Source organism: Microcoleus sp. Z1_A1, assembly GCF_036700305.1.
Classification (GTDB): Bacteria; Cyanobacteriota; Cyanobacteriia; order Cyanobacteriales; family Microcoleaceae; genus Microcoleus.
On sequence record NZ_JAUBOR010000022.1, the window covers coordinates 19,522 to 31,993 of the forward strand.

9 protein-coding genes and 1 riboswitch are annotated in these 12,472 nt (G+C 45.3%); of the genes, 5 read left to right on the forward strand and 4 right to left on the reverse strand.

Features of this window, described 5'->3' with window-relative positions; genetic code table 11:
• Positions 1 to 190 precede the first annotated feature (190 nt).
• From cobW to cynS, 4 genes are all read right to left on the reverse strand, one after another.
• A complete protein-coding gene (cobW, locus tag QT973_RS15865; protein ID WP_333055973.1) occupies positions 191 to 1,225 on the reverse strand; it encodes a cobalamin biosynthesis protein CobW in 1,035 nt (344 codons plus the stop codon).
• Positions 1,226 to 1,491: 266 nt separating this feature from the next.
• The gene (locus tag QT973_RS15870) at positions 1,492 to 1,902 is read right to left on the reverse strand and encodes a DUF1636 domain-containing protein (protein WP_332960812.1); all 411 of its coding nucleotides are present in this window, start codon (positions 1,900 to 1,902) and stop codon (positions 1,492 to 1,494) included.
• Positions 1,903 to 1,924: 22 nt separating this feature from the next.
• Positions 1,925 to 2,071, reverse strand: a riboswitch (cobalamin riboswitch).
• A 148-nt stretch (positions 2,072 to 2,219) separates the two neighbouring features.
• Complete coding sequence (clpX, locus tag QT973_RS15875) at positions 2,220 to 3,599, reverse strand: ATP-dependent protease ATP-binding subunit ClpX (RefSeq protein WP_333055974.1); 1,380 nt, start codon at positions 3,597 to 3,599, stop codon at positions 2,220 to 2,222.
• Positions 3,600 to 3,958: 359 nt separating this feature from the next.
• A complete protein-coding gene (gene cynS, locus QT973_RS15880; protein WP_333055975.1) occupies positions 3,959 to 4,402 on the reverse strand; it encodes a cyanase in 444 nt (147 codons plus the stop codon).
• A 553-nt stretch (positions 4,403 to 4,955) separates the two neighbouring features.
• Here cynS and QT973_RS15885 point away from each other — a divergent pair.
• From QT973_RS15885 to QT973_RS15905, 5 genes are all read left to right on the forward strand, one after another.
• Positions 4,956 to 6,224, forward strand: coding sequence for a transposase (locus QT973_RS15885; RefSeq protein WP_333055976.1), 1,269 nt, complete (start codon positions 4,956 to 4,958; stop codon positions 6,222 to 6,224).
• 17 nt (positions 6,225 to 6,241) lie between these two features.
• Entirely contained in the window at positions 6,242 to 6,586 is a 345-nt protein-coding gene (locus QT973_RS15890) for a slr1659 superfamily regulator (RefSeq protein WP_333056031.1), read from the forward strand.
• A 147-nt stretch (positions 6,587 to 6,733) separates the two neighbouring features.
• Complete coding sequence (locus tag QT973_RS15895; RefSeq protein ID WP_333055977.1) at positions 6,734 to 8,872, forward strand: ATP-binding protein; 2,139 nt, start codon at positions 6,734 to 6,736, stop codon at positions 8,870 to 8,872.
• 493 nt (positions 8,873 to 9,365) lie between these two features.
• Positions 9,366 to 9,692 carry a hypothetical protein gene (locus tag QT973_RS15900; protein ID WP_333240786.1) on the forward strand — a complete coding sequence of 109 codons (327 nt, stop codon included), beginning with the start codon at positions 9,366 to 9,368 and terminating at the stop codon, positions 9,690 to 9,692.
• 131 nt (positions 9,693 to 9,823) lie between these two features.
• Complete coding sequence (locus tag QT973_RS15905) at positions 9,824 to 12,409, forward strand: PAS domain S-box protein (RefSeq protein WP_333313135.1); 2,586 nt, start codon at positions 9,824 to 9,826, stop codon at positions 12,407 to 12,409.
• The last annotated feature ends 63 nt before the right edge of the window (positions 12,410 to 12,472 follow it).

Consider the following 12,472-nt stretch of genomic DNA (forward strand, 5'->3'; position numbering starts at 1 on the left):
CCAAACTTGCTGGTAGTAGCAAGTTTATTAAAAAATGTTAAGAGTTTTTAACTACAGGAATACGCAGTCTTTGGTTCAGGGCTTACCCATAGGGCTAGAAACCGGGTTTCTACGAGTTTTGGAAGAACGAGAAATATAGGAAGAAACCCGGTTTCTGAGGTCAGCGTGTGTGGCTAATGACTGATGACAATTAATTGTTAATCATAGCTGCAATTCGATCGCGCTCTAACTCTCGACCGATCAGCACTAATTTGGTTTGACGGATCTCGGAAGATTGCCAAGGGCGATCGTAAAAATATTCTATCCGAGAGCCCACACCTTGCAACACCATCCTCATCGGTTTCTTGGGAACCGCCACAAACCCTTTAATCCGATAGATTTCCTCCTGCTGCATCAAGGATTGCAGTTTTTTCACCAAAGCTTCAGGTTCAAATTCGCGATCGGCAATAAAGTAAGTCGAGTTAATATCATCATCGTGCTCGTGTTCCTCCTCAGTGTCGTGGTGACTTGGGCGAGACTCCAAATCATCCTCAACCGCCGCATTAAATCCCATTAACACATCCGGGTTAATTTCGCCACCTTTGCAGGGCACAATTTTCACACTCGGACGTAACTCTTGCTGCAACCAGCTTTGGACTTTCTTGTGAGTTTCCACATCTACGCGATCGACCTTCGTTAAAAGTACCATATCGGCACAGGCTAACTGGTCTTCAAACAATTCCTCGATCGGAGTTTCGTGATCTAAACTATCATCAGCCTGCCGCTGTGCCATCAAAGCATCGATATCACCGACAAAAGAACCGCTAGCAATAGCTTCGCAATCGACAACAGCAACCACACCGTCTACAGTAGCACCCGTGCGAATTTCCGGCCAGCGAAAAGCTTGAATCAAAGGTTTAGGAAGTGCGAGGCCCGAAGTCTCAATTAAGATACAATCTATTTGCTCTCTACGCTTCAACAATTCCTGCATAGTGGGCAAGAATTCCTCTTGAACAGTGCAGCAAAGACAACCATTTGTTAGTTCAACAATATTGCTGCTGACATTTTCTTCTTCGTCGCAAACTTGGCAATCGCGCAGCAGTTCTCCGTCAATTCCGATTTCGCCAAATTCGTTAACCAGAACAGCAATGCGGCGACCTTGATTATTTTGCAATAAGTGGCGAATTAAGGTAGTTTTACCGCTACCAAGAAAACCAGTGATGACAGTAACAGGAATTTTGTGCATTGATAATTTAGTTGTTGTACTGTGATTGAATATCTTTCAATTTTGGGTCAGTCAATTGCTGACAGGAAACTCGTTAAACCGACATTCCGGCAGGGGTTTAAACCCCTGCCTCAAAGCGAAAGTCCTCTCAAGAGGACTAATGAGTTTAAATTTTTTATTCTCAGTCCTCTTTAGAGGACTTTCGCTATTAGCCAGGGACTTAAGTCCCTGGCGGATTGGTGGTCTTAGTTATCGCCGATGGGCCGAGCATGGTAAGGAGAAAAACTCTAATTTGGTAGTGGTGGAATCTTTGCTAAAACACCTTTTTTTAGAGCTTGAGGACGCTCAGACCAAGGCAACAAACCGTCTGGTTTAGCATAGTATTGACCCGCGCATTCGAGTACCGCCTCGACGCTTTCCGACTCATTTGCTGGTAAATCGCCAAACAGATAAGTGTACTTTCCAACAGCAGCAAAAGACACCGCACAAGAGTGACTACAAGCACTCATGCACTCAACCTCTTGAATCTCAAACTTATCAGAAAACTCCCAATCTTTAGCGAGTTGCGACAAATTTTCCATAAATTGTTGACCGCCGCTTTTACCTTCGCGCTTGCCGTTTTTCCAAACACTAGCGCAAGCAGTGCAAACAAATAGACTGTGCTTTGTGCGTACAGCCGTGTTAATTCCATCCATCATCCGTACCTCGCAGATGCGTTCAAAAGTGAGTTATATATCGGCGGGCATTCTGACTTGAGAAACCCCAAGGGTTTCATTACAGTTGCGGGACAGCGCCGGACTTGCACCGAACTTTCCCCGTTTCCTCTAACGGCTGCTCCCCGCTAGAACCGATCGCGAAATCACATCATACCGCACTTACCGCCAATCGATTTTAGATTTTAGATTTTAGATTTTAGATTTTAGATTTTAGATGGGAGAAAGCGAGCCCAGGGATAAATCTGGGGGCTGGTTTAGTAGTTTGTAGGATGCGCCACAAGCACCCTACAGATTACAAATTATGCAGTTTCGTGCTGCCGCCATGCGGGATGCCACAGCAATTCAGCAGTCGATCGCTTCTCGACCATTTCAGGAGTAATCATACAGTTAGCCACATCCTTGCGAGAAGGCAACTCGTACATCACATCCAGCATTAACTCTTCTAAAATGCTGCGGAGAGCTCTCGCGCCAGTTTTACGACGATAGGCCTCTTGGGCGATCGCCCGTAGCGCTTCCGGCTGGAATTCCAACTCCACGCTGTCCATCTTCAACAGCTTTTGATACTGCTTCACCAGCGCATTCCGGGGCTCGGTCAATATCTGCATCAAAGCTGCTTCATCCAGGGGCGAAATCACCGTCACCACCGGTATCCGCCCCACAAACTCAGGAATTAAACCAAACTTGACTAAATCGTCCGGCTGTACCTGCTGCAAAATATCAGCGGCCCGCTTATCCTTCGCCGGCAAAGTTGAGTTGGTGTCGCTTTCTGTTGGCTGAATAAAGCCCAAGGATTTTTTACCCAAACGCTGTTCAACTATTTTTTCCAAACCGACAAAAGCACCGCCACAAATAAATAGAATTTTGCTAGTGTCAACTTGAATAAAATCTTGGTAAGGATGTTTGCGGCCGCCTTGCGGGGGCACGTTAACCACTGTTCCTTCCAACATTTTTAGCAGCGCTTGCTGCACTCCTTCTCCCGATACATCTCTAGTGATCGAAGTGTTTTCGCTTTTGCGAGCAATCTTGTCAATTTCATCAATATAAATAATGCCCCGCTGCGCCGCTTCCACATCAAAATCGGACATTTGCAACAGCCGCAGCAAGATATTTTCTACATCGTCGCCGACATATCCAGCTTCTGTCAGTGTCGTCGCATCAGCTACGGCAAACGGAACTTCGAGCATTTGCGCCAAACTTTGCGCTAACAAAGTTTTGCCACAACCTGTGGGTCCTACTAGCAGGATGTTGGATTTTTGCAATTCTACATCGCTGTCAGGGGAAGACTTGTCGCTATCTTTTACTTGGTCAACGCTCAAGCGCTTGTAGTGGTTATAAACTGCTACAGAAAGGACTTTTTTTGCTGAGTGCTGGCCGATGACGTGGTTGTCTAAATGCTGCTTAATCTCTGTTGGTTTCGGAATTTGACCTAAAACAATTTTCGATTTATTCGATCGACCTGGGCGCCTGGTTCCTTGTCCCTGAGACTCTCGCACCTCTGATTGGGGAATCTGTTGGCCAATTGTTTTACTGGAGTCAAAGAACTCCTCCTCTAAAATTTCATTGCACAGTTCCACGCATTCATCGCAAATGTAGACGCCGGGCCCAGCTATTAACTTGCGGACGTACTCTTGCGACTTGCCGCAAAAGGAGCATCTGAGATGGGAGTCATATTTTGACATATTTGCCTCTTACTTTACGGTTGCGGTTGCTTGTTTCGACTGGGGAAGTTGCCGCGGGAGTTACCTTAGCTGTGCCCTAGAGGGGTTTCCCGATCGGACACCCAAGCCAGTCAGTCGATTTTAGATTTTAGATTTTAGATTTTAGATTTACTCCACAGATGAATTTTGGAGCTGAACTAGGGTCTAAAATTTGGGGCTCTGCACGACTTAAGTCGGGGGCTTGTCTCGGTTTTTTGGCGCAGTCAAGCTTCGCGATCTCTGTTTCTAAGTTAACACTTTTGAGGCTTTAGTGATTAGTCATGAGTCATGGGAGCCAATTTTAATTTTTCATTTTCACTTGAAAATAAAGCCGCACGGGCTTACCATTTTTTGTATTCCAAAAATTTTCCCGACATAATTATTTTCACTCGATCGCCTTTTGGGTCTGCTTCTTTCTCGACATCCAAAGTAAAGTCGATCGCGCTCATAATCCCGTCACCAAATTTTTCGTGAATCACTGCTTTGAGTGGCATCCCGTAAACCTGCATAATTTCATAGAAACGATAAATCAGCGGGTCAACCGGAACCGAGGATTCCAAAGAACCTTTTAACGGAGGTTCACAGAGAACCGCAGCCGTCTCGCTATCTAGTCCCAAAGCCGATACAATTTTCTCGGCTTCATCTGCTGATGCGGTAGCTTGACGGTAAAGAACCGCCGCAATCCAAACTTCGTCGCGCCCCAAAACTTTTTCCAAATCTGCAAAACTAATTCCCTTAGCTTTTTTAGCAGCCAAAAGCTTTTCTGTAATTCCTGAAATTGCCATTAAATATTCTCCCCTTCACTTCAGTGCCAGATGTGCAATATGTCTCACATTTTGGGGATTTTGTCAATACCAAATTGATAAAAAAAATCAAATTGATAGCTCGGAACTTCAGCAAAAGCTGGTCTCGTCTACCCCCACAACTCATACAATTTGAGATTTGAGATTGGAAATGTTAGATTGGCAATGACTGATGACTACCAGGGTTGAGAGCTAGTCAACAGTTGCATTATTTTTGCCAACTCGTATCACAACCGCTAAATCCTAAAATAACTCCTAACTGCCCAGGGGCAATCGTACAGTTGGCAGTATATGTAACAAAAGTTACACACGCCAAGGCCTTCGGCATTCGGCAAACGGGTGAATTTTGATCGTGCTAGCCTGAAGCTCAATCCTCGCTCACGCAGCCAAAGCCCCTTTACCACTCAAAATCGGCAACTGACAAAAGTATTGTAAAACTTCATTGAGTTTATAAGCAATTATAAACAATAATGGTATTCTATTGTTGTGAGTGTTGAACAAGGAATACGCATCGCCCAAAAAACGCAACTCTCAAATGCAACTAACACAGAGGCACATCATTAAATCAACGTCACACCGTTTCGCCCAAATAGACGAACTAGCTTTCAAGTCCAAAAACCTCTACAATGCCGCCAATTACGTCATTCGTCAGAGCTTTATTTATGGATGGGGTTATGTCAATTACAACGAAATGAACCGATTGATGAAGTCTCACGAAGCATATAAGGCTTTGCCTGCTAAAGTAAGTCAGCAAATCTTAATGGTGCTAGACAAGAATTGGAAATCGTTTTTTGAAGCCATTAAAGCTTACAAAGCTGACTCTTCAAGATTCACGGGTAGCCCAAAATTGCCAAAGTACAAAGATAAGACTAAAGGGCGAAACCTTCTCGTCTACACGATTCAAGCAATTAGCAGCAAACAGTTGAAGAAAGGAATCATTAAACTTTCCGGCACTGAACTTTCAATTAAAACCCAACTCAATCCCAACCAGATTTGTCAAGTTAGACTGGTTCCGAAATGTGATTCCTATGTAATTGAGGTGATTTATGATGAAGCGGAGTCCACCCTTGGCAATGCCAACTCTGTAGCTAGTATTGATTTAGGACTGGATAATTTAGTGGCGTTAACTTCAAATCAGCCGGGATTTATCCCTTTGTTGATTAACGGGCGACCATTAAAATCGATTAACCAGTTCTACAACAAACGCTGTTCACGATTACAATCCCAGTTGAAAGGGAATCGCAAAACTTCACCCCGGATTCAGCGCTTAACTCGCTGTCGCAATCAGAAAGTTGACAATTACTTACATCATGCCAGCCGCCTAATTATTGACATTTTAACGGCCAAGCAGATTGGGACGCTAGTAATTGGCAAGAATGCACAGTGGAAAACTGGAATTTATCTAGGGAAGCAAACCAACCAAAACTTTGTCAGTCTCCCTCACGCTCGACTAATTGAGATGTTGGAAAACAAAGCTTGGTTGGCGGGAATTAAGGTAATCGTGCAGGAGGAATCCTACACGTCGCGGTCAAGTTTTTTGGACTTAGACCCAATCCCTGTTTACGGAAAAACTGATAAAGAGCCTGTGTTCACTGGTAAGCGGCTCAAGCGAGGTTTGTACAAAACATCGACTGGTCAGTTAATTAATTCTGATATCAACGCTTCGTACAACATCCTCAGAAAAGCAATCCCAAATGCCTTCAGCGATGGGATAGGGAGCTGCGTAGTTCAGCCGAGGCGGGTTAATCCGCTCAAAGTAAAAGTGAAGGGGGAGGGACTTGAAGCCTCCCATGCCTATAAATGACTATACTTTTACCAGCTATGGAGATTCAGACCAAAGATTACACGATCCAGTACGATCGCACTACGCAAACAGTCACCTGTAGCGGGTCGTTCCGACTCAGCCAGGTGGAAGAATACGCACCGATCGTCGATCTGCTCAACGAAGTGGCTGACTCCTGCCCAAACACGGTGACTCTAGACTTGCGAAAGCTAGAATTTTTAAATAGTTCTGGAATTAATATTCTCTCAAAATTTGTGATCAAAGTGCGCCAGCAAAAAAATATTCAAATCGCCATCAAAGGTTCTAAACAGATCCCCTGGCAGATAAAATCCCTGAAAAACTTGCAGCGGCTGATGCCTTCCTTGCACTTAGAATTGGAATAATAGCGAAAAAGGTAGACAGTAATCCCCGGCTAAGTCCGCGAACCAGGATCGGGGTGGCTGAAGTTAATCGGAATAAGTCATAGTTAAACTAGCACAAAACCATAAAAAACTTCAGAACCGACTAAAATTTACCAATTTTCAATTGCTATGCAGGAAGAACCATCGACAGAACAGCTACTTTTCGACGTTCAGCGGCTGAGTGCGGAACTTGAAAACTTGAAGCGCGAAAAGGTTGACCTAGAACTTTTGCTGGAGACTACCACCGAACATTCAGATACGATGGAAGCTCACTTGCTGAGCAAAGCTCAGTTGGCGCTGCGTTCCAGCGAAGAGCAGTTTCGGGCGATCGCCTCGGCAACTCCCGTGCCGATATTAGTTTCTCGCCTCTGTGACGGCTTGATTATGTATGCGAACGCTCAATTGGCTTCTCTCCTGAGCATACCTCTAGAAAAATTGATCGGCTGCAGCACTCCAGACTTTTACTTCAACCCCGCCGATCGCCCAAAGGTACTTGAGGCACTTGCTAAAGAGGGATACCTGCAAAACTACGAACTCCACTGTAAAAAATCAGACGGCACCGCTTTCTGGGCCATGATCTCGGTTCAGTCGCTGGTGTTTAACGGCCAGCCGACGGCATTGTGCGCCTTGTACGACCTCACCCAGCGCAAGGAAGCAGAACAAACCCTCCAAGAGAGCGAAAAGCGCCTCCGCCGCCAGAGTTTGGCTTTGTTGCAGCTAGGTAGGCAGAGGACTCTCAACAGCGGTGCGCTGAATGTGGGAATTCGCGAAATTACCGAGGCTGCAGCCCGGACTTTGGATGTCGAAAAAGTCAGCGTCTGGCTTTACAACCATGGAAGATTTGGAAATCGCTACCCCAGCGATCCCCAGCTAAATTTTACTGAGAGATTACTCGCCCACAACCAAACAGAGGCAATCGAGACAGATACCGCTGCCCCAGAGCAACACGAGGGAGTTAATCATTCTAAGTTTAAAATCCCCAACCTCAAATTAGTTTGTCTCGACGTGTACGATCGCACCCAGGAGAATCATTTGAGCCGGGAGTGCATATCGGCAAGCGATTTAAATTTATCAATTTTAGATGTTGAAGGCGACGCACCGCGCGAAAATTTGCGATCGGACAATGGTTTAGAACCTACGACAAAGACTCAAAACTCTCTACAAACAAATTTGTCCCACTCATCTTCCCTCGCCGAACATTCCGGTGTGCTGCCAAATGCCAGCAAGCCGAATTCATCCATATTAAATGTAGCAATTAGGCTCGGTGGCCAGATCGTGGGCATTCTCTCTCTCGAACATATCGGCGCGCCCCGCCAGTGGGCTCTGGAGGAGCGCACCTTCGCTGATTCTTTGGCAAATTTGGTAGCACTGGCGATCGAAGGATTTGAGCGCCAGCGGGCTCAGGAAGCCCTTTCCAAAGCCAAAGCACAGCTAGAAATGACCGTCGATCAGCGCACCGCTCAACTCACCACCGCCAATAAACTGCTCCGCATCGAAATTGCCGAGCGCAAAAGAGCCGAAATAGCCTTGCAAGAAGCCTTACACAAAGCTGAAGCAGCTTCGAGAGCTAAAAGCACTTTTTTAGCCAATATGAGCCACGAGCTGCGGACACCGCTCAACGCGATTATCGGTTACAGCGAAATGCTACAAGAAGAAGCACGGGAATCGGGACTCGAAGAAATCATTCCCGATACCCAAAAAATTTATAACGCCGGCAAACACTTGCTGACTTTAATTAACGATATTCTAGACCTTTCTAAGATAGAAGCCGGTCGGATGGAGCTTTATTTAGAAAAATTTGACCTCTGTAATTTAATAGAAGAAGTTGTTGCTACTTTGCACCCTTTGGTCGAAAAAAATCACAATCAATTGCAAGTTTCTTGCTCTGAAAATTTGGGAGTGATGTATGCAGATTTGACTAAAGTCCGGCAAATTCTGTTCAATTTGCTCTCGAATGCCCTGAAGTTTACCGAAGGTGGAACGGTGCTGTTGAGCGCGACTCGCGAACCCGCAGGCGACAGCGATTGGGTTTATTTACAGGTATCTGATACGGGGATTGGAATGTCGGCCGAACAGCAGCAGGGTTTGTTTCAACCTTTTATTCAAGGGGACGCTTCGACTACTCGCAAGTACGGCGGCACCGGTTTAGGATTGGCCATTAGTCGCTTGTTTTGCCAGATGATGGGCGGCGATATTACTGTTGAGAGTGAGTTGGATGTTGGCTCTACTTTTACGGTGCATTTAAATGCAAAAGTTGATATTAGTTAGAAACAAGTTGGGCAACTAGCAATGTAGGGGATTTAAGGGATTTAACGGGTGGGAATTTTTCCCGAAATTGTGTACCGGATTTAACGGATTTAACGGATGGCAAAAGATGGAATAATTTCCCCATTACCAATTTTCCAATTACCAATTACCCATTACCAATTACCCATTCCCTTTTTAATTGTGACACCGATCGCGATCGACCTCTGTTGTCGATCACACAGTAGCATTTTTTTTCAGCCTAGAATACCTATATTATTCCAAGATTGTCCTGCAGGCACGATCGGGGGCCTCGCTGCATTCACAAGTCCCACCTCAACCTAATTAAGGCGGTGGGGGGTTGCTTCCAGAAAGGCAATTTGGTAAAAGTAATGCTATGGTCGCGAAGCAGTAGAAGGCAAAATTTAACAGGAAATCAGGAAGTTTCAAAAGTCTCTGGACGCAGAAACACAATTCTGCTTTTTGCCTTCATACTGCTTCTACGGGCGAGATAGCATTGCTGCTGAAAGCAATGCACAATTTCTCAGAATCAAAGGAGTGCATCTACATGATTAAACCTTGCAGTCAACCGCTAAAAATAAACCCTTTTACTTGTTATCGCGATCCGGCTACAGGCAGGTGGACTACTGTAGTTACAAGTGTTCCAAACACTGGCGAAACAGACTCTAGTTTAAAAGCAGAAGCCGAAGGCGAAAACGAAGGTAAAACAGAAACGATCCTTTCTGCTTCGCCTGCTGTCTCGGTGTCGAAAAAAGTCCTTTCTTTCTCCCTGCCTCCGTTTAAACACCGTGCCAAAAAATCTGCTGTTAGTGTCAGCAGGTAGCTATAGCAGGGGTCTAATCTAGTTTCCACGGTTAGTCCCCAACGCTCGCCCAACTAAACAAAACAAACTTATCCATAGCCTAAACGACCAAAAAGCGATATACTGGCAGCAAACTTTCTCCTTCAATATTCGTGAAGTATTTGCTCGATCGCTGCCTCCACTTTGTATGGACAGACCGACCAATTCGCCAGCGGGGAGCAATCATCGTTGCTATCCCCATTATTTTTCTGTTTGCTTCCCTGCTAGCAATTGCAGCCCTCCGGGAGATTACCATACAGATAAGAGAGCGAGGAGATACTAATAGGGCAATACTTCAGGAAACTAACCGCTTGTTAACCCTCGTGGTGGATGCGGAAACGGGCATTCGAGGTTACGGGTTGACGAAGCGCCGCACATTTCTCTCGCCCTACTTAGAAGCCAAGAAGAGTTTGCCTCCGCTGCTGGCTAAACTCAAGGTTATGGTTCAAGAAAACAAACTGCAAGCTCAGCGATTTGAAGATATAAAAAAAAGTACCGAACAGCATATAAATTTCTTGCAAAACACTTTGAATAAGCTCGACAGTTCGGCAACAAGCGTGCAGTCGCCGGAAATAATTGAGGTGTTCACTCAAGGCAAAGCGAGGAGGGATAACCTGCGTGCAAAAATTAATGTGTTTGCTAATGCCGGCGAAGCCTACCAGAAAGCTCTAGATCAGCAAAGACGGGGTTTGATAGATTTCACTAATTTTGTGCAAGTTGCTGGTTTGCTTTGCGGCTGTTTTGGCGCCGGGGCTTCCTGGTATTTATTTGATGGTTTAGAGAAGGAATTAAGGAAGCGGGAAGCAGGCTTGGAAGAAAGTAAAAGTCGCATTCAAGCTGTGGTAGACAATGCGGCTGACGGGATTATCACTTTGGACGCAGGGGGAAATATTGAGTCTTTTAATAGGGCAGCAGAAAAGATTTTTGGCGAGAAAGCCGATCGAATAATTGGCTCTAACTTGCGGCGACTGATAGCTCAACCCCAGCCTTACAGCACCGTGGGGGATTATTCGATCGAATATTTTGTGTTACATCCAGATACTACGCTGAAGACTTACCAACAAGAAACAGTTGGAATTCGCCACGACGGAACTAAGTTTCCGATGGATTTAGCTATCAGCGAAATGCGTCTGGCAAATCAACACTTGTTTATTGCGATTTGCCGCGATGCCAGAGGACGGAAACAAGCGGAGGAAACTCTGCGAAAGCAAGCGCAAATGCTGGATTTGGCCAACGATACGATCGCGGTACTAGACTTGAATGGGGCAATTTCTTATTGGAATTTGGGGGCGAAGTGGCTCTACGGGTGGCGGAGGTCGCAAGCAGTAGGAAAAAATATTCACAAGCTTTTACAAACAGAATGGGCTCAACCTTTTGAGGTAATTCAAAAAGTATTTTTCGAGAAGGGTTCTTGGCAAGGAGAACTGGTGCGAACTAAGAAAGACGGGACAAAAATAACGGTGGCAAGCCGATGGACTTTGCAGTACGACGATCAAGATCAACCGATTGCTATTTTGGAAATCAGCAACGATATTAGCGATCGCAAACGCTCAGAAATTGCTTTAGCCCAAAGCGCCCAGCGGTTTCGCGCTACTTTTGAGCAGGCGGCAGTCGGCATGGTGCAAGCGAGTGTGGAAGGCAAATTTCTGTTAGTCAATCAAAAACTTTGCGATATTTTGGGCTACAGCAGGCAAGAATTGCTGGAGAAAAGATTTCAGGAGATTACTTGGCCTGGAGATTTGGCAAGTGAACAGGAACTTGTGCGCCAATTGTTAGCAGGAGAAATTGAAAATTTCTCTTTGGAAAAGCGCTACATCCGCAAAGACGGAGAGTTGGTGTGGGCAAACTTGACGGTTTCGCTGCTGCGAGAAGAAAATGGCACTCAATTTTTGATGAGTGTGGTTGAAGATATTAGGGATCGCAAACAAGCGCAGGAATCGCTGCGGTTGCGCGCTCAAGAATTGAGGTTAACAGCCCAAAATCTGGCTCAAACGACGAATGTTTTAAGAAAGCGGAATCAAGAATTAGACCAGTTTGCTTATGTAGTTTCTCACGATTTGAAAGCGCCACTCAGGGCGATCGCCAATCTCAGCAGTTGGATAGAAGAAGACCTCAGCGAGTCGATGACAGAGGATACTCTGCACCAAATGAACCTGCTGCGGGGCAGAGTTTACCGCATGGAAGGTTTGATTGAGGGACTGCTGCAATATTCCCGCGTCGGACGGATTCAAGTGCCTTCAGAAATGGTAAAAGTTGAGAATTTATTAGCCGAAATTATTGATTCGTTGGCGCCGCCGTCTGGATTTGAGGTGAAAGTTGAACCGAAAATGCCAACTTTTGTGGCAGAAAGATTGCTGTTGCAGCAGGTTTTTTCTAATTTAATTAGCAACGCAATTAAGCACAACCGATCTGAATCGGGTCACGTAAACATATCCGTTAAAGAGTTAGATGATTTTTACGAGTTTTCTGTAGAGGATGACGGGCCGGGAATTGATCCTCAATATCACGATAAAGTTTTTGTGATTTTTCAGACCTTGGAAGCTCGTGATAAAGTTGAAAATACTGGGATTGGTTTGTCGCTGGTGAAAAAAATTGTCGAAGGTCAAGGGGGCACTATTTCCCTAGAATCTGCCGAAGGTGAGGGAGCAACTTTTCGGTTTACTTGGCCGAAGCAACCTATTAGCCAAGACGGAAAATAAAACAACTTTAAAGGTAGGATGTTTAGGAATGAGAATTAAATAACTTCCACTCTTGAAAGTGGG

What these genes read in the sequence shown, in the direction of transcription:
- cobW (WP_333055973.1), bottom strand. Translation starts at nt 1,225, where the DNA reads ATGCACAAAATTCCTGTTACTGTCATCACTGGTTTTCTTGGTAGCGGT.
- QT973_RS15870 (WP_332960812.1), bottom strand. Translation starts at nt 1,902, where the DNA reads ATGATGGATGGAATTAACACGGCTGTACGCACAAAGCACAGTCTATTT.
- clpX (WP_333055974.1), bottom strand. Translation starts at nt 3,599, where the DNA reads ATGTCAAAATATGACTCCCATCTCAGATGCTCCTTTTGCGGCAAGTCG.
- cynS (WP_333055975.1), bottom strand. Translation starts at nt 4,402, where the DNA reads ATGGCAATTTCAGGAATTACAGAAAAGCTTTTGGCTGCTAAAAAAGCT.
- QT973_RS15885 (WP_333055976.1), top strand. Translation starts at nt 4,956, where the DNA reads ATGCAACTAACACAGAGGCACATCATTAAATCAACGTCACACCGTTTC.
- QT973_RS15890 (WP_333056031.1), top strand. Translation starts at nt 6,242, where the DNA reads ATGGAGATTCAGACCAAAGATTACACGATCCAGTACGATCGCACTACG.
- QT973_RS15895 (WP_333055977.1), top strand. Translation starts at nt 6,734, where the DNA reads ATGCAGGAAGAACCATCGACAGAACAGCTACTTTTCGACGTTCAGCGG.